The organism is Burkholderia pyrrocinia, assembly GCF_003330765.1.
In the GTDB taxonomy this organism is placed as follows: domain Bacteria; phylum Pseudomonadota; class Gammaproteobacteria; order Burkholderiales; family Burkholderiaceae; genus Burkholderia; species Burkholderia pyrrocinia_B.
In genome coordinates this window covers 3120326-3141315 of record NZ_CP024903.1, presented here as the reverse complement: position 1 = coordinate 3141315, position 20990 = coordinate 3120326, and the positions used below count along the sequence as shown (strand labels likewise).

Annotated in this window: 12 protein-coding genes; 9 read left to right on the top strand and 3 right to left on the bottom strand. The window is 61.9% G+C overall.

The annotated features are described in order from the left end of the window. Positions 1 to 126: 126 nt before the first annotated feature. The 3 genes from CUJ89_RS31910 to CUJ89_RS31900 all read left to right on the top strand — a co-directional run bounded on the left by CUJ89_RS31910 (position 127) and on the right by CUJ89_RS31900 (position 3648). Positions 127 to 636 carry an Lrp/AsnC family transcriptional regulator gene (locus CUJ89_RS31910; protein WP_114181211.1) on the top strand — a complete coding sequence of 170 codons (510 nt, stop codon included), beginning with the start codon at positions 127 to 129 and terminating at the stop codon, positions 634 to 636. Between the two features lie 22 nt (positions 637 to 658). Continuing rightward, positions 659 to 1807 (top strand): 3,4-dihydroxy-2-butanone-4-phosphate synthase, encoded by a 1149-nt coding sequence (ribB, locus tag CUJ89_RS31905; RefSeq protein ID WP_114181210.1) that lies wholly within the window; start codon positions 659 to 661, stop codon positions 1805 to 1807. Between the two features lie 203 nt (positions 1808 to 2010). Beyond that, entirely contained in the window at positions 2011 to 3648 is a 1638-nt protein-coding gene (locus CUJ89_RS31900) for an acyl-CoA synthetase (protein WP_114181209.1), read from the top strand. Positions 3649 to 3685: 37 nt separating this feature from the next. Here the strand turns inward: CUJ89_RS31900 and CUJ89_RS31895 are convergent, their stop codons facing one another. After that, positions 3686 to 4507 carry an AraC family transcriptional regulator gene (locus tag CUJ89_RS31895; RefSeq protein ID WP_114181208.1) on the bottom strand — a complete coding sequence of 274 codons (822 nt, stop codon included), beginning with the start codon at positions 4505 to 4507 and terminating at the stop codon, positions 3686 to 3688. A gap of 218 nt (positions 4508 to 4725) precedes the next feature. Here CUJ89_RS31895 and CUJ89_RS31890 point away from each other — a divergent pair, with 218 nt between their 5' ends. The 6 genes from CUJ89_RS31890 to CUJ89_RS31865 all read left to right on the top strand — a co-directional run bounded on the left by CUJ89_RS31890 (position 4726) and on the right by CUJ89_RS31865 (position 11089). Then, positions 4726 to 5490, top strand: coding sequence for an enoyl-CoA hydratase/isomerase family protein (locus CUJ89_RS31890; protein ID WP_114181207.1), 765 nt, complete (start codon positions 4726 to 4728; stop codon positions 5488 to 5490). 2 nt (positions 5491 to 5492) lie between these two features. Beyond that, positions 5493 to 6272: a creatininase family protein gene (locus CUJ89_RS31885; protein WP_114181206.1), complete on the top strand. Its 780-nt coding sequence runs from the start codon at positions 5493 to 5495 to the stop codon at positions 6270 to 6272. Positions 6273 to 6562: 290 nt separating this feature from the next. Further along, positions 6563 to 7717 carry an LLM class flavin-dependent oxidoreductase gene (locus CUJ89_RS31880; protein ID WP_114181205.1) on the top strand — a complete coding sequence of 385 codons (1155 nt, stop codon included), beginning with the start codon at positions 6563 to 6565 and terminating at the stop codon, positions 7715 to 7717. 8 nt (positions 7718 to 7725) lie between these two features. Continuing rightward, positions 7726 to 8514: an enoyl-CoA hydratase/isomerase family protein gene (locus CUJ89_RS31875; protein WP_114181204.1), complete on the top strand. Its 789-nt coding sequence runs from the start codon at positions 7726 to 7728 to the stop codon at positions 8512 to 8514. After that, the gene (locus CUJ89_RS31870; protein ID WP_114181203.1) at positions 8511 to 10418 is read left to right on the top strand and encodes an AMP-dependent synthetase/ligase; all 1908 of its coding nucleotides are present in this window, start codon (positions 8511 to 8513) and stop codon (positions 10416 to 10418) included. Before CUJ89_RS31875 ends, CUJ89_RS31870 begins: the two co-directional genes overlap by 4 nt. Before the next feature lie 164 nt (positions 10419 to 10582). Then, on the top strand, positions 10583 to 11089 hold the full coding sequence (locus CUJ89_RS31865; RefSeq protein WP_236655014.1) for a flavin reductase: 507 nt from the start codon (positions 10583 to 10585) through the stop codon (positions 11087 to 11089). Between the two features lie 587 nt (positions 11090 to 11676). Here CUJ89_RS31865 and CUJ89_RS31860 read toward each other — a convergent pair. Together CUJ89_RS31860 and CUJ89_RS31850 are read right to left on the bottom strand one after the other, a co-directional pair. After that, positions 11677 to 11928 carry a DUF1488 domain-containing protein gene (locus CUJ89_RS31860; protein WP_114181202.1) on the bottom strand — a complete coding sequence of 84 codons (252 nt, stop codon included), beginning with the start codon at positions 11926 to 11928 and terminating at the stop codon, positions 11677 to 11679. Between the two features lie 327 nt (positions 11929 to 12255). After that, complete coding sequence (locus tag CUJ89_RS31850) at positions 12256 to 20838, bottom strand: GH36-type glycosyl hydrolase domain-containing protein (RefSeq protein ID WP_114181200.1); 8583 nt, start codon at positions 20836 to 20838, stop codon at positions 12256 to 12258. Positions 20839 to 20990 lie beyond the last annotated feature (152 nt).

The following is a 20990-nucleotide window of genomic DNA, read 5'->3' as shown; positions in this document are numbered from 1 at the left end:
GGCATAAACTCGTTCATCAGGTGATGTTGTTCGATTGCGTGCTGGAGCGGAAATCGATGTTCTGCTCGAAAGCGAGCGTTCGAACCTCAGGGCACCGGAGCCTTATGCAAAGAGGAGACCCAGGCCATGAACGTTGCGCTGGACAGGATAGACCTTAGCATCCTGAGTGAACTTCAGGAGGACTCAAGTTTGACGAACCTCGAACTGGCGGCTCGAGTCAACCTATCGCCCTCTCCCTGTCTCGTGAGAGTCAGAAATCTGGAGCGTCTCGGTGTAATCAGCCGGCGCGTCGCCGTGCTCAATGCGTCCCTGCTCGGCCTGGGCGTCATGGCCATCGTCGAAATCGGTCTGGAGCGGCAGGGCATGCAGGCGCGAGAGAGTTTCGCCGACACGGTGAGAGGCATCACCGAAGTCATGGACTGCTTCATGATGACCGGGCAAACCGACTATCTGCTGCGGGTGGTGGCCAGGGATCTCGTCGAACTCGAACACATCATCACACATAAACTGACGTTGCTTCCCGGTGTGGCCAGCGTTCGCTCGAACGTCGTCCTGAAACGGCTTGCCAACAAGACGACGCTTCCTATCGACAAGACACGGCCTATCCAGATTCACGGCCTGGCGCAGGCGTCGTGATCACATCGCGTGAGGTGTTCTCATGAGTAACGCAACGTCCGCCCGGCTGCCGGTGGATTCGCGCGCCGACATCGCAACGGCGTCGGAGATTATCGAAGAAGCGCGCGCCGGGCGCATGTTCATTCTGGTCGACGACGAGGATCGCGAAAACGAAGGCGACCTTATCATTCCCGCGCAATTCGCCACGCCTGACGCCGTCAACTTCATGGCGACGCATGCGCGTGGCTTGATCTGCCTCGCGATGACACGCTCGCGCTGCGAATCGCTGGGCTTGCATCTAATGAGTCGAATCAACGGCTCGCGGCACGAGACGGCCTTCACGGTGTCGATCGAGGCGCGTGACGGTGTGAGTACGGGCATCTCGGCGGCCGACCGTTCCCGCACGATTTCGATTGCGGTCAATCCGGAAACGGGCCCCGACGAGCTCGTTTCTCCCGGGCATGTCTTTCCGCTCATGGCGCGCGACGGCGGCACGCTCGTGCGCGCGGGTCATACCGAGGCGGCGGTAGATATCGCCCGTCTGGCCGGGCTCGCGCCAGCCGGTGCAATCTGCGAAATCATGAACGACGACGGCACCATGGCGAGGCTGCCGGATCTCATCGCCTTTTCACGGCGGCATCAACTGAAGCTGGGCACGATCGCCGATCTCATCGCGTACCGCCGACGAACGGAAAGGCTCGTGGAGGCCGTTGAACACGGGAGCTTTACCGAGCCGAATGGCAGGCATTGGCGGATCGTGGTCTACCGGAACCAGGTCGATCAGGTCGAGCATATCGCCTTCGTCATGGGCGATCTACGGGGAGCCGACCCTGTTCTCGTGCGCATGCACGCGATGGATACCATGAACGACGTCATCGGCGGTCACCACCTCGCGTCTCTACGCGGCGCCGCGCGTTTGCTGGCGGGTGAGAGCCGCGGCGTCATCGTGGTGATCCGCGAGTCGCGCCTCACGGCCGTGTCCGAACGTGTGCGTTCCATGATGCACCCCAAGCCTGCCGAGCCGGAACTGCGTGATTACGGAATAGGCGCGCAAATCCTCACCGAACTCGGCGTGAAGAACATGATCCTGCTCTCCAATCATGAAAGAACGATCGTGGGCCTAGAGGGCTACGGCTTGAACGTGGTGGAGCAAAGAAAAATAGAGCGTATCCACGACTATCAGGAAGTTTGACGCCATCCAGTCGTGCCACCGTGCTGATGAAAAAATCGGGTTCTCCCGTTCGAGTCATGGTGGTTTTTTCCGGATGAAGTCGTGTCGCTCATTGCAGAGCGTTTCGTGACCATAAGAGCAACTGGTGGAGGAGAGATGAGACACGTGGAGAACCTCGGCATCTTCGGCGCGCGCGCGAGTGCCATAGCCGCGAGGCGGCCCGCATGAAAACACCGGCGGACAATCCTTATACGATCGGACTCGAGCGAGACCGGGCGAACTTCGTTGCCTTGTCGCCGCTGACGTTTCTCGAACGCGCCGCGTCTGTCTGGCCGGTGCGCACGGCCATCGTGCATGGCACGATTCGCCGCGACTGGGCCGAAACCTATCGACGTTGCCGGCTGCTCGCCGGTGCGCTGCGCGGGCGCGGCATTGGCAACGGCGATACGGTGGCGATGATCGCGGCCAATACGCCGGAACTGTTCGAGGCGCATTTCGGTGTACCGCTTTGCGGCGCCGTACTGAATACCATCAACACACGGCTCGATGCCGACACGATCGCTTTCATTCTCGACCACGGCGACGCGAAGCTGCTAATCACCGACCGCGAATTCTCCCCGACGGTGAAGAAAGCTCTGGCACGTCTTGGTCGCGTCATTCAGGTCATCGACATCGACGATCCTCAGTGTGGAGAAGGTGATCTGCTCGGCGAAAAAGACTACGAAGCGTTGCTGCATGAGGCCATGCACACTGAATTCTCTCTCGCGATGCCGGAAGACGAATGGCAGGCCATTTCGCTAAACTACACATCGGGCACGACGGGCAATCCAAAAGGCGTGGTGTATCACCATCGCGGCGCATATCTGAACGCCGTGTCGAATGCACTATCGTGGCATCTGGACGAGGACACGACCTATTTGTGGACCTTACCGATGTTTCATTGCAATGGTTGGTGCTTTCCCTGGACCATGGCGTTGGTGGCCGGCACCAGTGTCTTCCTACGCCATACGCGGGCCGAGAAGATTCTCACCGCCATCCGCACCGAGGCGGTCACGCATTTTTGTGCCGCGTCCGTGGTGTTGAACATGATCAATAACGCCGCGCCGGAGCTGAAGGCGGGCATTCGTCACGGAGTCAAGGTCATGACCGGCGGTGCGCCACCGCCGGCTTCGGTGATCGCCGGCATGGAGCGCATGGGCTGGGAGGTGACACATGCCTATGGGTTGACCGAGTCTTATGGGCCGGTCGTGCAATGCGTATGGCGCGAGTCGTGGAATGCGCTCGATCTCGATGCGAAAGCGCGACTCAAGGCCCGCCAGGGTGTACGCGGCCCTGTTCTCGAGGCAGTGATGGTGGCAAACCCGGATACGCTGGAGCCCGTTCCAAAAGACGGGCAAACGCTCGGCGAGGTATTCCTGCGCGGCAACAACGTCATGAAGGGCTACCTGAAGAATCCGAGCGCCACAGTGGAGACATTTTCCGGCGGGTGGTTTCATACGGGCGATCTCGGGGTATGGCATCCCGATGGCTACCTGGAAATCAAGGATCGCTCGAAGGACATCATCATCTCGGGAGGCGAAAACATTTCGTCGATCGAGATCGAGGACATACTGTATTCCCATCCCGCTGTTCTGGAGGCGGCAATCGTCGCGCGTCCCGACGACAAGTGGGGCGAGACACCTTGCGCTTTCATCACGCTCAAAGACGATTCGGTCGTGACCGAAGCGGACATCATCGCGTTTTGCCGCGAGCGGCTGGCACATTTCAAGGTGCCCAAGACCATTGTGTTCTCGCCACTGCCGAAGACTGCGACCGGCAAGATCCAGAAGTTCAACTTGCGGGAGCGAGCGCGCCAGCTGTGAAAGAGGCGGCGGCGTAGCGCCAGCCGCCGTGTTTCGATCAACGCGACGAAGCCTCCTTCTTGTCCACTCGAAATCTGCCGGGACTTCGTCCCATGGTCTTCTTGAACATGGTGATGAACGAATTCGGACCTTCATAACCGAGCTCGAGCGCTACGGCGTGAACCGACGCGCCTGCCGACAATCGTTGAAGCGCAATGATGATATGCAGACGCTCGCGCCAGCGCCCGAAGGTCATGCCGGTTTCGCTGCGTACCAGCCGCGCGAGCGTACGTTCGCTCATCGCATATCGGCGCCCCCATTCCGCGATCGTGCTGCGGTCGGCGGGGTTGTCGAGCAACGCCGAGGCGATCTGTTGAAGCCGGGGATTGTCGGAGATTGGGAGAAAGACGTCGTCGGGCGCCAGCAGCGCAAGCTGATCCAGCAATACTCTGGCGAGCCGACCTACCGGGCCGTCCTTCGGATAGTCGGGTGGGAATCGGGCCAGCGAACGGATCAGCTCGCGGATGAGTGGCGTGATCGTAAAGCTGCGGCAGTCGGTGGGCAGACCGGCTTCGTCCGGTGGAATGAAGATGACGTACAGCTTGGCGAAATCGGAAGCATGATTGCTGTGAGGAATGCCACCCGGAATCCACACCGCCCCGTTGGGCGGGACGATCCACCATCCGCTCGGTGATCGGCACATGACCGACCCGCTCAATGCGACGACCATTTGCCCCTTGCGATGAACGTGCATCGGCAGCTCATCCTCTTTTCCAATCGTCTCCAGAAGAACGGAAATGACCGGCAAATCGACTAAGTCCGGATCGAACGGTTGATAGTTGATCTTCACCTGGTCTGTCATGCCTCGCGAAGCGGACATACGGATTTCCGGAGTTTCAGGTTCCACGGTTCACTCGCTTTCTGCGCTTGCCCGGCCTCGGTGAATTCATGTGTCGTCGCGCTCGGCGCAACATACGGTGGGCCATCCGACTGACGCGATTTTAATCCGCCGAATCAACGATGGCGTCGACAAATCAAAATTAAATTTGGCCCGGCTGGACCTACACTGACCCGATCAAAAATGACGAGACATCAGGTATGAAAACCGACGAATTGATTTGCACATACGTCGACGCGGACATTGTGCGGCTGACGATCAACCGGCCACCGGCGAACGCGCTGAGCGAACCGCTCATCACCGCATTGATTTCCATTTTCCGCGACCTCGCTCAACAAGACGTGCCACCCGGCATCGTGCTCACCGGGGCGGGAGAGAAGTTCTTTTGTGCCGGCGGCGATATCAATGAAGTGGCGGACCATGATCTCGCGCTGTCGCGCATGGAAGCGTTCCACGCGTTCCTGGCGCAACTCGAGCAGTATCCGAGCCCGCTCGTGTGCGCGGTCAACGGCTATGCAGTGGGCGCCGGATTCGAAATGGTGCTGCATGCGGATTACGTCGTCGCGTCCGCTGAATCCCGGCTGGGATTTCCCGAGATCAATCACGGCTTGCTGCCCGCGGCGAAAGGCATGCGCCACGCATCGGCCCTGCTGGGTCAACGTGCCGCGCGTTCGCTGCTTTTTTCCGGCGAACTGATCACTGCCGGAGAAGCGCTCGAGATAGGCGCGGTGGACACGATATCCGCGCGCGATGAGACGCTGCGAGACGCGCTGGCCAAATGCCGCGAGCTTTGCGCCAAAGATCGCCAACTCTTCGCCGCCATCAAGAGAACGCTGCGCGAGAGTCCACGGATGAACGACGCAGCTCTGCTGCAGATGACGCTCGATGACCTGCGTGGATATCTCGGTAACGCGAAGACCGCGGACGCAAGATCCAGGTTTCTGAACCGCAACAAGAAGGACTGATCGTGGGCAATCGCCAACTACCGGAAACGCTGCATCTCGCGCGCATGACGTATGAGGACGTGACGGCCGCATTGGACACGCAGTTCGATCGTGTCATCATTCCTTGCGGCGCAATCGAGCAGCACGGCCCCCATCTGCCGCTGAGCATGGATGCCGATCATGCTGACGCGCTAGCGGTGGAAGTCGCCACGTTGCTGGGGCGAACCCTGATCGCACCGACGATACAAGCAGGATGCTCGAAGCACCACATGGCCTTCCCGGGCACGATCTCGTTGCAGGAGCACACGTATGCCGCACTCTGCCACGATTACTGCGTGAGCCTCGCAACACACGGATTCAAGCGCATCTACCTGTTCTCGGCGCATGTCGGCAACTTCAATACCCTTCATGCGATGTTGCCGGGATTGCGACAGGCTGTCGGGCCGGACGTGCAGGTGCTTGCCTATACGAATCATCAGGCGTGGCTGCGTGAATGGCGGCTGGCGGTCGAGGAAGCCGGCGGCGATCCGGAATCCGTGGGCGGGCACGCCGACATCGCCGAAACCTCCCTCATGATCCACCTTCATCCCGACAGTGTTCGACTCGCTCAACTCACGGCAGGCCATGTGGGCGTCATGACGACCGAGCAATTGAACCGGATGTGGAAGGAAGGCGTGGCGTCCATCTCCCGAAACGGCGTGCTCGGCGATGCACGAGGATCATCACGCGAGATTGGCGAGGCCTGTCTGCGTGCGACGGCCAGACTTCTCGCGTCGGCATTTGCGGCCGAATCATCGGCGTAAAAATGGCGGAACGCCAGCGGCATGATCTGCCGGTATCGGCAAGGTCGCGGCATGAAAAGAATAAAAAATGCTGCGGGATATGCGGCAATATTTATTCACCGAAACAAATGAGAGATCAAGGCCGAAGCGGCAGGCGGATCGATAGGTAGTCCTATCGACTATCGACGAGACGTTCCGAAATCAAGCGCAAGGGCAATGTTCATGGTTCAACGGCATGACAGTGACCCGAACCTCGGAAACAGTTCGCCCACGCGGTGAATTTTCAAATTACGACTGTCAAGGAAAAGAAAATGCCATTGAAATTTGGTTTTTGGTCCGAGCAGGAGACGCAGGTCGGGCATAGCTACTCGAACAGGCTTCGCGAGCTGGTTCGCGAAGCACTGTTCGCCGAGCAAATGGGTTTCGACTTTGTTGCTTTGTCGGAGCAGCACTTTGCGCTTGGCGGAGTGTCGAGTTCGGCGCCTGAAGTGGTCTTTGGTTATCTCGCGGCCGTCACTTCGCGAATCAAGCTTCGTCCTGCCGTGGCGTTGATGCCGAAGGCCATCAATCACGCACTGCGTACCGCGGAACGGCTGGCGGCCACCGACATCCTCTCCGACGGCCGGATGGAGATGTATTGCGGTCGCGCCAACACGACGATCGCCATGCGCGCGTTCAACGTATCGCCCGAGGAAACCCTTCCGCAAATGGAAGAGGGTATGGCGCTGTTGCGCAAAGCGATGCGTGAGGACGTTTTCACCTTCGAAGGGAAGTATTACCAGGTGCCGCCCCGGTCACTCGTGCCGAAGCCGTTGCAAAAACCGTATCCCGTGCTCGGCGTTGCCGCCACCAGCGCGAACAGCCATGCTTGGGCTGGATCGGAAGGCCTCGCGGTGATGAGTCATGCGATTTATCAGGGATGGGAAAAACAGAAGGGTCTGCTGGACACCTACTGGAAGAGCTGGAAGCGCGATGAGACCGGACCGTTGCACAAGCCGCGTGCCGGCATGCCGATCTTCATCGGTATCGGCAAGACCGACCAGGAAGCGAAGGACATTTACGCCCGCGCGATCATGAACTATGCGCGCATCTCGACCGATGCCTATCCGCGGCTCGCCAAACTCGCGGACAACTACGCGTACATGGCCGAAAGCGTGCCTGCGATGCAACGCGCCGCCGAAGATTGGGACTACCTCCTGAACGAATCCGCCACCACGGTGTGCGGAAGCCCCGATACCGTCATCCGTCAGTTGGAGCAATACGAGAAGCTCGGAATCGACGAGGTGCTGCTGCATATCGACTCGGTACCGCACGAGCAGATCATGTCGACGATCGAAATGGTGGGGCGCTACGTGATTCCTCATTTCAACGATCGAAACAATATCGTCCGCCCGACCGAGGAGTTGCTCGAGAAGATTCGCGCCATGCGCCCGCAGGCTGCCAACCCGCAGCAAACTCAAGGATGAATCTAGGTATGAATACGTCTTCGCGCTATCAGTATCTGAATGTCGAACAACGGTCCTCCGGTGTCGCGATTGTCACGATGAATCGCCCGGAAATCCTGAACGCCATCAATTGGGACATGCACAGCGAGCTGGAACGGGTGTTCGTCGATCTGGATCACGACAAATCGGTCAAGGCGATCGTATTGACCGGCGCCGGCCGCGGTTTCTGCTCCGGCGGCGATCAGAAGTCGATCGACAATGGCGATATCCCGTCGGCGACGCGCGGCGGCCGTCACCTCGTGAGAAACATGCTCGAGGTCGAGGTGCCGATCGTGGCGGCGGTCAATGGCGTGGCCGTGGGTCTGGGCGCGACGCTGGCGCTGTTCTGCGACATGATTTATGCGAGCCCGACCGCACGGTTCGCCGATACGCACGTCAATGCCGGTGTCGTGGCCGGCGACGGTGGTGCGGTGATCTGGCCGCTTCTTCTCGGGCCGGTCCGCGCTCGGCACTATCTGATGACGGGCGACTTCGTCAGCGCCGAGGAAGCGCTGACGATGGGGATGATCAACAAGATCGTCGAAAGCGACAAGCTGCTGGAGGCGGCGATCGATTACGCGGAACTGCTCGCGAGCGGTCCGCGCGACGCGATCGTCTGGACGAAATACTGTGTCAACAAGCTCGTCAAGCAGAATGCTCATCTGCTACTCGATACGTCGATCGCTCTGGAGACGATCACGTTCAATTCCCCCGAGCGCCGCGAAGCGGCGGCTTCGTTCACCGAAAGGCGCAAGCGCTTTGGAGACAACTGGAGATGAGCGCGGCACCGTGGACTTCCGGCAGTCAATTCGCGACCGTCACTATTCCGGCCTTGCTGATCGAGCGCGTGAAGAACGACGCCGACACAAACGCGTTCTTTCAGAAGCGTGCCGGGGAGTGGGTACCCACCACCTGGAAAGGCTATGCGAATGCAGTCTGTTCCGTATCCGCAGCCCTTAGAGCGGCCGGTGTAGCACGAGGCGATCGGATTGCCATCATGGGCGACGTATCCCGAGAGTGGCTCATTGCCGACATGGCGACGATCTGCTCGGGAGCGGTTACAGTAGGCGTCTATTTCACCGCGTCGGTCGAAGAGGTCCGCTACTACCTGGAGGATTCAGGGGCGAGACTCGCTTTTGCCGGAAGCGCTGAACAGCTTCGGATCGTGGAAGCGGCCGATACGTCCCGCAGGCTCCTCAAAATCGTGGTGCTCGATCCGGACTGGAAGCGCTCGCCTGGCGAAACCGGCATGAATGTCGTTTCACTCGCCGAGTTCGCGTCGCATTTTGCCGGCGACGAAGTCGCTTATCTGCGTGAGCAGTCCTCGCTTGCGAGGCCGGCAGATCTGGTGAGCCTGGGTTACACCTCCGGAACCACGGGGGCGCCCAAAGGTGCGATGCTGACGCATGTATCGATGCTGGCGGGCGCGTTCACGTGGCCAACCTTTTGTCCGGCGATATTGTCCGAACCGCAGCGCATGGTGGTCCATCTGCCGCTGTCGCACACGGTCGCGCGCATTCAGGCGACGACGCTGCCGTTGATGGCGAAGACGGTACCTTACTTCGTCGACGTGTCGGCTGATTTCGCGAAGTGCATTCAGGAAGTCAGACCGACGTCCTACATGGCGCCGCCGCGCTTCTATCAGAAGTTCGCGACCCAGCTCATCAACCACGTAAATGGCAGCAGCGCAGCCGAGCAGAGAAACTACAAGCTCGCACTTGGCATCGCGCGGGAAGTGCTGGCCGATCGACTGGACGCAGGCACGGGCGACCCATTCAAGGAACAGCTCTACGCCACCTGTCGTGAGCGCGTTTTCAAGCCGTTGCTGGCCAGAATCGGCTTCGACGATTTGCGCTATCCGTATACGGCCTCCGCTCCAGTGCCGCCCGAGGTCGTCACACTGTTCCAGTTGTGGGGCATCAACCTGAAAGAGAATTACGGGCAAACGGAGATGGTCGGCGGAAACCTCGCGCAGGTGACCGACTGGTCGAGGCCTGGCAACTCCGGCGTGCCGCTTGACGACCCCGCCTGGGAAACCCGTGTGTTGCCGGACGGTGAGATGATCGTTCGGGGGCCGGGGCTATTCATCGGCTACTGGAACAAGGAAGCCGAAACCAAGGCCGCATTGCGGGACGGCTGGCTGTATACCGGCGACATCGTCGACGTCGGCGCGGACGGTTCGTACAAGCTGATCGATCGAAAGAAAGAGCTTATCAATACGGCCGCCGGCAAATCGATCAGCCCGGTGCAGATCGAAAACGAACTTCGCCAGAGCCCGTACATTACCGAGGCACTGGTGATTGGCGAAGGGCGCAAGTATCTGACGGCGTTGATCGAAGTCGACGGCACGCTCACCATGGACTGGGCAAGGACACGCGACCCTTCGGTCACGCAGTACGCCGATCTGGCCACCTCGCGGATCGTTATCGACCTGATCCGTGAAGAAGTGGAAAAGGCGAATGCGAAGTTGGCGCGGGCAGAGCAGATCAAGGCGTTCAGGATATTCCCCGAGGAACTCACACCGGAAAACGGAGTGATGACCGCCACGCGCAAGAAGCGCCGCAAGGCATTGATGGCACGCTACGTGCACATTATTGCCGACCTTTACGACGATGCCGAAGAACAGTTGATCAAGGAGCAGCTTGCCGGTTCAGGGTCAGCAGCTTCCGTTCACCAGCAATAGGAATCGCCGGCAGCGCAACTGCCCACGAGAACCCGTCGACGGTGGAGCGCGGGCGATGAACGGTGCAACGCCACGGGTACTTCACCACGCGGCTTCATGGAAGTACCTGTGGCACTCCGCCATGAAGCCGCACCACCGTTCCGTCAACCGAGAGAGGTACCGCCGTGATAGCACTTTCCCCTGACCGCACGACCTTCCGCGAAGCCATGGCCCGTATCGGTGCCGCGGTGAATATCATCACCACCACGACACCTTCTGGCGATGTCGGCATGACGGTGTCCGCGGTGTGCTCCGTCACCGATGACCCCGCCACGGTGCTCGTTTGCATAGGCCGGTCCAGCCGTCAATATGGCTACTTCAGCACGGCGGGCATCATCTGTGTCAACGTTCTTTCCCATGAGCATGAAATGCTTGCACCGATCTTCGCGGGCAAGGGAGATGTGCAGATGACCGAGCGCTTCACGTACGGCGAGTGGACCCGTCTCGTCACGGGTGCGCCGGTGCTGGCGACTGCGGCTGCGAGTCTCGACTGCACGGTGGACCGAAGCATCGACATCGGCACACATACCGTCTTTTTCTGCGCCGTGCAGGCGTTACATCTTGGTTCGGCGTGTTCGGGCCTCGTGTATCACGGGCGCACTTATCATCGGCTGCCGCAGCAGCATGCGTGACTCGCCACGGCTGTTCCTGCCCGACCGCAAAGCCACGACGATCAACAGGATTCTCTGATCGAGAGATCTGGTCTTGACTTACGCACGACGGCGTCCTTTGCAGGGACTTATGCAGTTGATAGCTATGTTGTCGTGTCGAGACCATATTCGCCGATCGTAATTCAAAGATTAGGTCGCGTTTACTCGCTATGACTTATGCGAAATTTTCCTTACGGAAGGTGCTCGAATTGCATCTTTAAAATTCCGTAAGTGACTGCTCACTATGGAGTGTGTCTGAAAAATAGTGCGACGCCACCTCTCATCCAAATTCCTGTCTAGCCAGGAAACTTGGCGGCTAGCCCAACAGGTGAGACCGTGACACGGTGGAAGATGGAAGAACAACGGTCGGCGACATCGCCCGTTCGGATTGAACGCGCAACGCCCGGTGGTGCGCCGGGTGCCATGTGTCAGCGAGAACTTGCCGTGGCTCCAGCTAGCGGGATGATCAGGATTCGTGCCTAGTCCGCAGGGCCCAGGATGAGATCGATGGCAGCCTGGCCAGCGATTTCCGCAACGAGGTAGGCCCAGCGACGGGAAAGCCCCGCAGATCACGAAATTGAGTAACGGATCTGCGGACCATCCACGTACAGTTTCCTCGCGATTTCGAGCAGCTTCTCGCGAAACTCGTCGAAGGCACCGAGTATCGCGCGTTCGTCATTGCCCACGCCAGGCTGCAGATTTTTCAGCATCGCATCGTCGACCACGAAGGTGATTTCGCGCGAATTGTCGTATCCCCAGAAGCTCACGCATTGACGGGCAGCATCGTGGCTACGGCTGGGATTGGGAAATTGGAGCGCCATGATCAGGTTTTCACGCTGATGGCCGAATAGCGCCACTTGCTCGCGTTTGAATTGATGGAGGCGTAGCTGATGCGCCTCGCATCAGCGCGTAGGGCGTCCGCTGCCTCGAGTCGTAGAGCACGGGTCTTGCACTCGATGGCGTATTCGCTCTGGGTACCAGTCGATCTGGAAGCAGGTTTGATGGGGGATGGCATGATCGCCCTCGCAGCAGTAGGTCACGCAAGGCGACCGGTCAGACCACTGTATACCCTTTAGGCAATACCAGTGTTCTTTCTTGGCAGAACGTCCATGGGCTTGGCTCGCCCCTCTTTGAATGTGTGCCTCCGGCTAACTTTCAGATAAGGCCGTGGCTAACACAGATAAGTCCAACGACAGCGTATGTGATCCTGCATCCAGAGGTACGCGGACGCCTTCCCCGTTGCAGTCAACAGGCTCGCCGTCGAGTACTGCACGCATCGCATCGCCGCGCGCGATTGATTCGACGCGGATCTCATACCGCGTCGAATGCATATCAACTGTTGCCGTGAAGCCGGGCCACGCATCCGGAATACAAGGGTTCACCACCAGGCAATCGCCTTCCCGCCGGATTCCCAGAATGCCCTCCACACCGGCGCGGTACATCCATCCCGCCGACCCCGTGTACCAGGTCCAACCGCCATGCCCGACATGAGGCGCCACCGAATAGACGTCGGCTGCAATGACATAGGGCTCGACCTTGTAGCGATCGACCTCGACCGGCGTACGCGCGTGATTGACTGGATTGAGCAGCGCAAACAGTTCAGCTGCGCGGTTGCCGTCGCCGAGTTTCACGTATGCCAGAATCGCCCACATCGCGGCATGGCTGTACTGGCCGCCGTTTTCACGCAACCCCGGCGGATAACCCTTGATATAGCCCGGATCGTGCGACGTGCTATCGAACGGCGGCGTGAACAGCAGCGCTATTCCGTCGTCGCGGCGGATCAGATGCTTTTCCAGGGAAACCATCGCCAGCGCGGCACGCGCCGGGTCCGCCGCACCGGACAGCACCGCCCATGACTGGGCGATCGAATCGATCCGGCATTCGTCGTTCGCGTGCGAGCCGAGCCACGTGCCGTCGTCGAAGGTCGCGCGGCGATACCACTCACCGTCCCATGCGTCGCGCTCCAGCGCGATGCGCACCGACGCCGCGTGCGCGCGCCAGCGTGCGACACGCTGTGCGTCGCGCGGTTCGGCGAGCGGAGCGAACAGCTCGACGGTGCGCAGCAGCAGCCAGCCAAGCCAGACGCTTTCTCCGCTGCCTTGCGCACCGACCCGATTCATCCCGTCGTTCCAGTCGCCGGTGCCGATCAGCGGCAAACCGTGCGCGCCGGTCAATTCGATGCATTGATCGAGGCCGCGCGCGCAATGCTCGAACAGCGACGCGGATTCGTCCGCGATCATCGGCTGGAAGAACGCATCGTGCTCGCCGGGCCGCAGCAGTGGCCCATCGAGGAACGGTACGATTTCGTCCAGCACCGCAGCGTCGCCGCTGCAACCGATGTACGTCGCGGCCGCGAAGGCGAGCCAGACATGGTCGTCGGAAATCCGTGTGCGCACCCCTTGCCCGGAGTGCGGCAACCACCAGTGCTGAAAATCGCCTTCGACGAACTGCCGCGACGCCGCGCGCAGCAGATGCCGCCGCGTTTCATCGGGCTGCACGTGCGTGAGCGCCATGCCGTCCTGCAACTGATCGCGGAACCCGTATGCGCCGCTTGCCTGATAGAACGCCGAGCGCGCCTCGATACGACACGCGAGCGTCTGATACAGCAGCCAGCCGTTCAGCATCAGGTCCATCGCGCGGTCGGGCGTTTTCACCTGAATGGCACCGAGCACGTTCTGCCAGTGGTGCGTGACGTCCGCGAGCACGGCGTCGAGATTCGCGCGGCGATAACGCTGGATCAACGCTCGCGCCTCGTCAACGGACGCACATTGACCGACGAACGCGACGACCTCGACGATCTCGTCCACACCTAGCTCGATACAGCCCTGCAATGCCGCACACGGGTCGAGTCCCGCGCCGGTCGCGCCGGACAGCGGTGCGTCGCCCGTCAGCCCGAGCGGCGCGGCGGCGGCGCCGTGACGGCCGAGGAATTCGGTACGATCCGCGGTCCACGCCGTTTGCCGGCCACCGAGGTCGGCGAACGCGACGCGCGTGCCGAATGCCATGTTCCACGGATTGTGCGCGAACATCGCGCCGGTGACCGGATCGATTTCCGTTACGACGAACGGCCCCGACGCACCGCGCGATGTGCCGAGCACCCATTCCATCCACGCCGTCACGGATAAGCGCCGGGCGATACCGGACGTATTGCGCAGCGTGAGCCGGGAAATTTTCAGCGGATCGGCGAGCGGCACGTATTGCAGCAACCCGAGCGCGACACCGTACGCCTCGTGTTCGAAGTGGCTGTAGCCGTGACCGTGACGCGCAATGTAGGTCCCGCTGTCGCGGACCGGCAGTGCAGTGGCGCCCCAGATGTCGCCGGTCATTTCATCGCGGACGTAGAGCGCTTCGCCGGCGGGATTCCCGACCGGATCGTTCGACCACGGCGTGAGCTGGTTCTCGCGGCTGTTCTCCGCCCACGTATAGCCGGTACCCTCCGCCGCGACCTGAAAGCCGAAACCCGAATTGGCGATCACGTTGATCCACGGTGCCGGTGTCGCAGCGCCCGCAGTCAGCACGGTCACATATTCGCGGCCGTTCTTGTCGAAGCCGCCAAGGCCGTTGAAGAATTCGAGTCCGGCAGTCATCGGGAGAGGTGCGGCGGGCGCATCGAGCGGGGTGGGCCACAGCGACAACATCGGCCGGCTTTGCCGACGCAGCTCCGGCGCTTCGTCCTGGGCCTGCGGCATGCGAGCGAACTGAGTCGCGATAGACCCGCGCCGGGCGATCAGCGCGACCCGCGCGATCGATTGCAGCAGCGCACGCGTGTCCACGCTTATCAGATCGGCACGCAGCGTATAGACCGCTCCTTGCGCCAGCTCTTCGCCGAAGCGGGGGCGCGTCTGGCTGCTGCGCACAGCTGTCTCGATTGCTGTCTGCAACTCCTGGATATACGACGAAGCCCGTTCGTTGACGATGACGAGATCGACGGCGAGCCGCTTCATTCGCCAGTATTCGTGGGCCTTCAATAACTGCCGGACCTGGGCGATGTCTTCGACGTCGCTGATACGCAGCAACACGATCGGCAGGTCGCCCGAGATCGCCTGCGGCCACAGCCCCGATTGCGCGCCGGCTCCGCGCACGATCGCCTCGGACGGTGCCCTGAAGCGCGGATCGGCGTACAAAATAGGCGCGGCGAGCCGCTGGAAGTCCGCGGCCTCTTCGGCTTCGATGTCAAGGTAGCGCAACTGCACCTGAGCCTGGGTCCACGCGAGTGTCTTCGCGCGGTCGAACGCGTTGCGATCGTGGTGCTTGTCGATCAGGTCGAGCAACCGTGCGCGCGAATCGGCCACCACGGTCCAGAAGGTCACGCGTACCACCTTGCCCGGCGGTACCAGCACGCGATAGCGCAGCGCAAAGACCGGATCGAGCACGGTGCCGGTGGTATTGCCAAGCGGTTCGCCGTCGACGATCGATGCAGCGTTGCCCACACTGTGTCCGCGACCGAGAAAACGCAGGCGGTCGGTTTCGTATTGCGGCTCGGCAACGATTTCGCCGTCGACGACCGCAAAATGCGCGGCCCAGATCTGCGGGTCGTCGGGCGAGCGCAGGCGTCGCGTCGCCACCAGTGCGCCGAATTCCGCGAGGTGCTCGGTCTGCACGAACATACGGGAAAAAGCCGGATGCGCGTTGTCGGCGGCCGGGGTGGCCAGCGAGAGCTCGGCATATGAGGTCAGCTCGATTTCGCGCGCGCCGCGTCCGCTGTTCGCAAGCGATACGCGACGGACTTCGCCGTCGTCCTCGCCGGACACGAGCACGTCCATCGTGGTCGTGAGCGATCCGTCGCGCCGGGTAAATTCCGCGTGATCCTCGCCAAACACGACACTGCCAGCCTCGACTTCGCCGGTGAGCGGCTGCGCTCCCGCGGACCAGACATGCCCGCGCAGCGTGTCGCGCAGGAAGATAAACGAGCCCCAGTTGTCGCGGGTCGTGTCTTCACGCCAGCGCGTGATCGCCAGATCGCGCCATCGGCTGTAGCCTGCGCCGGTCGCGGTCAGCATCACCGCGTACCGTCCGTTGGACAGCAGATGCGTGATCGGTGCCCGTGCGGCGGATGTCTGCTCGACGACACGGCGCACGGTGAGCGGCGCGGTGCCGGCGTCGGTCGCCGATTTGTTCACTTCTTCGGCACGCGGGTGCGCGACGGCCACGTCGCGTGGCATGCGTTCCTGCAGCAGCAGCTCGCTTGCCTGGATCATCGGCTCGCGATGGAAGCGCGCCCGCATCTGCGCGTCGAGCAGGGTATTGGCGATAGCCACGATCGTCATGCCCTGGTGATGCGCCATGAAGTTGCGCACAATGGCGAAGGGCTCGCCGTCAGGCAAACGGGCACGGGTGAAGTCGAGCGCTTCGTAAAAGCCGTAGCGTCCCAGCGCACCCAGCGCAGCGAGCTGCGCGTAGTTTTCGCAGGCGGCCTCCGGCGCAACCATGGCGGCGAGGCCCGTAGCATAAGGCGCGATCACCCGGTTTTCGGAGAGACCGCGTTTGAGGCCGAGGCCCGGCACGCCGAAGTTCGAATACTGGTAGGTGAATTCCATGTCGCGCGCGTTGTAGGCGGACTCCGAGATGCCCCACGGAATGCCGAGCTCGCGGCCATACGAGCGTTGTCGTTCCACGATCAGGGTGCTAGTCTGTTCGAGCAGACTGCCGACCGGCGCGCGCATCACCAGCGATGGCATCAGATACTCGAACATCGATCCCGACCACGAGATCAGCGCGGAGCCGGTGCCGACCGGCGTTGCGGCGCGGCCGAGACGAAACCAGTGAGTCGTCGCTACGTCGCCCTTCGCGATCGCGAACAGGCTTGCGAGTCGCGCCTCGGAAGCCAGCAGGTCGTAGCAGCTCGGGTCGAGGCTGTTGTCGACATGCGAGTAGCCGATCGACAACAACTTGCGTTCGGGATCGAGCAGGAACGAGAAGTCCATGCCGAGCGCCATCGCGCGCGAAGCTTCGGCGAGCGAGATCAGGCGCGTCTGCAGCGATTGCGGTTCGGCCGCGTATTCCATCTGATCGCGAGCGTGTTCGGCCACGCTCTTCGTCAGCGCTTCGATCCAGAACATCAGATCGGAGTAACTGTCGTCGTCGGCGGCGGGCATGATGTCGCGCGTAGCGTCCAGTGCTTTCTTCGTGAGACGTGCGAACACGGGTGACAGCGCTTCGAGCGTCTGCGGGCCGCGCAGCTGGGTGTCCACTTCTTCGAGAATGCCGAGCAGTTTCTTGCCGCGCTCGCCGTTGGATACACGCAGGGCATCGAGTGCCGCTCGCGCCAGATGCAGGTTATCGAGCATGCCGGAGCGGGCCACCGGTGCGAGCGGCGCAGGCAGCCATTCTTCGCATGCATTGGCGAGTGCGATCAGATGACCGGCCAGATTGCCGCTATCGACCGACGACACATACGCAGGCGCCAGCGCCTGCAAGTCCTGCGTGCCGTACCAGTTATAGAAATGCCCCTTGAAACGCATCATTTTCTGCATCGAAGCGAATGCGGCTTCGAGCCGTTCGACGGTCTGCATCGTGCCTGCCCAGCCGAAATCGCGCGCGGCGACGGCTGAAAGCAGATACAGCCCGAGGTTGGTCGGCGACGTGCGGTGCGCGACGACAGGCTTCGGGTCTTCCTGAGAATTGTCCGGCGGAAGCATGTGTTCCTCCGGGGTCACGAACGTCTCGAAGAAGCGCCACGTGCGCCGTGCGATCAGACGCAGATAACGTGCGTCCTGCTCGGAGGCGGCGAGACGCCGCGCGGTGGCGGGCGACCGACTCGACCACAGGGCGAACGCGGGTGCGGCGAGCCACAGCAATGCGACGGGCAGCACGAGCGGCCAGTGCGACGGCGCAAAGGCGATCGCCCCCGCCGACAGCGCGAGCGTGAGCGCGATCGAACCCGCCATCTGCCGATAGAAGCCGCTCAGGTTAAGTCGCGGGTCGCCTTTCGACTGCGCGGCGGTGGTCCATTCGAGCAGGTGCCGGTGCGTCACGAACAGCCGCATCAGAGTCCGCACGATCGCATCTCCCATGCGCCACGCGTGGTCGACGAGAAACGCGGCGGACAGCAGCGTTTGCAGCGCGGCGAGCCGCGCGTCGCCGCCTAGCGTACGAAGGCGGCTGCGCAGACGAACACCCGTGCGCCGCTGCAGGATCGCAAACACGGTCGGCAGGAAGGCAGGAATCGCGAGCACGCATAGCATCCACGCCACGCCGGCAATCCCTGCAGGCAGCGGCATGAGCCAGCACAGCGCAAGCCCGGTGACCACCAGCGGAGCAATCAGCGAGCGGCGCAGATTGTCGAGCATCTTGAGACGGCCGATCAATGGCGTCGCCTGACGGTCCCGGTGCCGATGCCCGACGATCCACGGCAGCAACTGCCAGTCGCCGCGCGTCCAGCGATGTTGGCGCTTCGCCACGACGTCGTAGCGAGCCGGTGCTTCTTCGACCACCTCGACATCCGACGCCAGCCCAGCTCGCGCAAAGACACCCTCAAACAGGTCGTGACTGAGCAACGCGTTCTCCGGCACGCGGCCCTGCAACGCAGCTTCGAATGCATCGATGTCGTAGATGCCCTTGCCGGTAAACGAGCCTTCGCCGAACAGATCCTGATAAACGTCGGAGACAGCAGCAGCATAGGGGTCCATTCCGCTGGGGCCGGAGAACACGCGCTGATGCAGCGACCCTTCCTGGCCTACCGGCAGCGAAGGCGTCACGCGCGGCTGAAGAATCGCGTAGCCGCCCACGACGCGTTGCTCGACGCTGCTGAATCTCGGCCGGTTCAGCGGATGCGCCATTTTGCCGATCAGGCGCAATGCGGCGTCGCGCGGCAGCCGGGTGTCCGCATCGAGCGTGATGACGTAGCGCACATCAGGTGGCACATGCGGCATGCATCCGGCGATCGGCACGAACGTGGTGTCGGTCGCGCCGCGCAGCAAACGGTTGAGTTCGTGCAGCTTGCCACGCTTGCGCTCCCAGCCCATCCAGCAGTTTTCGCCTGCATTGAATACGCGTCGGCGGACCAGCAACAGGAAACGGTCGCCGCCCGGGCCCGGCCCGTAGCGGTGGTTCAACGCTTCGATGGCAGCCGCGGCGACGGCGACCAGCGGCGCGTCGCCATCGAGGGTCTCCTGATCGGCGTCGAGCCCGTCAGCGAGCAACGCAAACGACAGATCGCCGCCCGCGCCCGCCAGGTGATGAACCTCGAGACGTTCGACGAGTTCGCGCGTATCGGCTTCGCTGGTCAGCAGCATGGGTACCGCGATCAGCGTACGTAGCGACGACGGCACGCCGGCTGTCAGTTCGAGTGCCGGCAACGGGTTCGCACCGAAACTCCAGGTCACCGTCCGGTTGACGAGCGCGACGGCGATTTCCGTGGCGGGCAGGAATCCACATACGGCGAACAGCACGAACACCCAGGGATCGTGCCATTGCGGCGCTAGCGCCGACACCGCCCACAATGCCAGCGCAAGAAGCATGGCAGCAACCGCCATAACCTCGCCGACGTAACCGATGATGCCGAGGCGGACGTTGAAGCGCGTGAGCCGCAAGCCTGTCGGTGGACGAAAGTCGATCGCGTCTTCCAGCGCGCGCCGTCCTTCGGCAATCAGGTGGTAGCCGGGGTCCGCGGTGCGTTCTTCATAGGCAGAGTCGGTGGCGGGTCCGGCCGTCGTATGCGCCAGATGCAGCGCGAGGTCGGTGATTTCTAGTTCGGTAAAGGCCGAGCCGCGTGCCAGTTGCTCGATTGCGCTGCGATACAGATTACGGGTCGGAAAATCCATCGCCGAGAAGGCGCTGCCCGCGCGCAACCGTTCGTCGACGAGGCTCACGCTTTCGAACAGTTCGGTCCAGCTGATGTCGGAGATCATCCGCATGCTGGTGATTACGTTGCGCACGGTGACATTGGACGCGCCTTGTCTCTGCTGCGCATGGAGCACCACTTCCTCTACCGACGAGCCCTGCTGCCTGAGCCGCTCCTCCAGCCAGCCGAGCGCTGGCGTCGTGCGGGGGTCCTGGTCGCGCAACCGCTTCGCGAGTTGCGCCGCGAACAGTTCCGACAGCATGCCCGACGAGCGCGTCGAAATATCCGCTTCGAGCGCGGAGCGTGCGCTACCCGATTCGAGCAGACGTTCGGTCAGCGCATCGGCATCGGCGCGTGCGATCCGGCCGGCAGTGATCTGGTCGGCGAGGCGTCTCAGGTTCTCGATCAGCACGATGCGCAGCGTGATCGCGACCGCCCATAGCTCACCGATTGTCAGCGGTTGAACCCGCTGATATGCGTCGATGAAACGCCGCAGGATCTGCGGGTTGAAGTGGCTGTCGGTATGCGCGACGAACGCCCATGCAAGACCAAACACGCGCGGGTAGCCGGCGAACGGACCGCTCGAGAGTTTCGGCAGCAGCCGGTAATAACCGGGAGGCAGATCATCGCGGATCTCGCGGATCTGTTCTTCGACCAGGTGATAGTTGTCGAGCAGCCATTCGGCAGCGGGCACCACGCTATGGCCGCGCTCCAGTTCTCTGGCGCTTGCGCGGTAGGCGGCGAGCAGGACGGCGGCGTTGTCGTCGAGCCGCGTGTGCAGCGACAGCACGACAGGCGGTTGATCCGTCACCGGCTGCGCGGCGGCAAGGCTTTGCGCGTGCTGCTCGAGGCGTTCAATCCCAAACAGTTCGTCCCGCACCGGCGCGGTGTCGGTCCATGGCGGCGAGCGCGGACGCAATCGCGCGGCGAAGAGGAGGAGTGTTTTCATGAGCGTCCGTCCTGCAGTGTCGATGGTGTCGATAGACGAGGCAAATGCTTCGCACGCGCGATATTTCTGAAGGGCGTACCGCGCGCTATCGTCGCAGCGATGCACGGTTTGTCGAGTTGAGACATGATCGGTTGTTCCTTCGGGACAGCCAG

Bases quoted from the DNA above. Each gene is read 5' to 3' on its own strand.
- CUJ89_RS31850 (WP_114181200.1), bottom strand. From the start codon at position 20,838: ATGAAAACACTCCTCCTCTTCGCCGCGCGATTGCGTCCGCGCTCGCCG.
- CUJ89_RS31875 (WP_114181204.1), top strand. From the start codon at position 7,726: ATGAATACGTCTTCGCGCTATCAGTATCTGAATGTCGAACAACGGTCC.
- CUJ89_RS31895 (WP_114181208.1), bottom strand. From the start codon at position 4,507: ATGTCCGCTTCGCGAGGCATGACAGACCAGGTGAAGATCAACTATCAA.
- CUJ89_RS31880 (WP_114181205.1), top strand. From the start codon at position 6,563: ATGCCATTGAAATTTGGTTTTTGGTCCGAGCAGGAGACGCAGGTCGGG.
- CUJ89_RS31890 (WP_114181207.1), top strand. From the start codon at position 4,726: ATGAAAACCGACGAATTGATTTGCACATACGTCGACGCGGACATTGTG.
- CUJ89_RS31860 (WP_114181202.1), bottom strand. From the start codon at position 11,928: ATGGCGCTCCAATTTCCCAATCCCAGCCGTAGCCACGATGCTGCCCGT.
- ribB (WP_114181210.1), top strand. From the start codon at position 659: ATGAGTAACGCAACGTCCGCCCGGCTGCCGGTGGATTCGCGCGCCGAC.
- CUJ89_RS31900 (WP_114181209.1), top strand. From the start codon at position 2,011: ATGAAAACACCGGCGGACAATCCTTATACGATCGGACTCGAGCGAGAC.
- CUJ89_RS31910 (WP_114181211.1), top strand. From the start codon at position 127: ATGAACGTTGCGCTGGACAGGATAGACCTTAGCATCCTGAGTGAACTT.
- CUJ89_RS31870 (WP_114181203.1), top strand. From the start codon at position 8,511: ATGAGCGCGGCACCGTGGACTTCCGGCAGTCAATTCGCGACCGTCACT.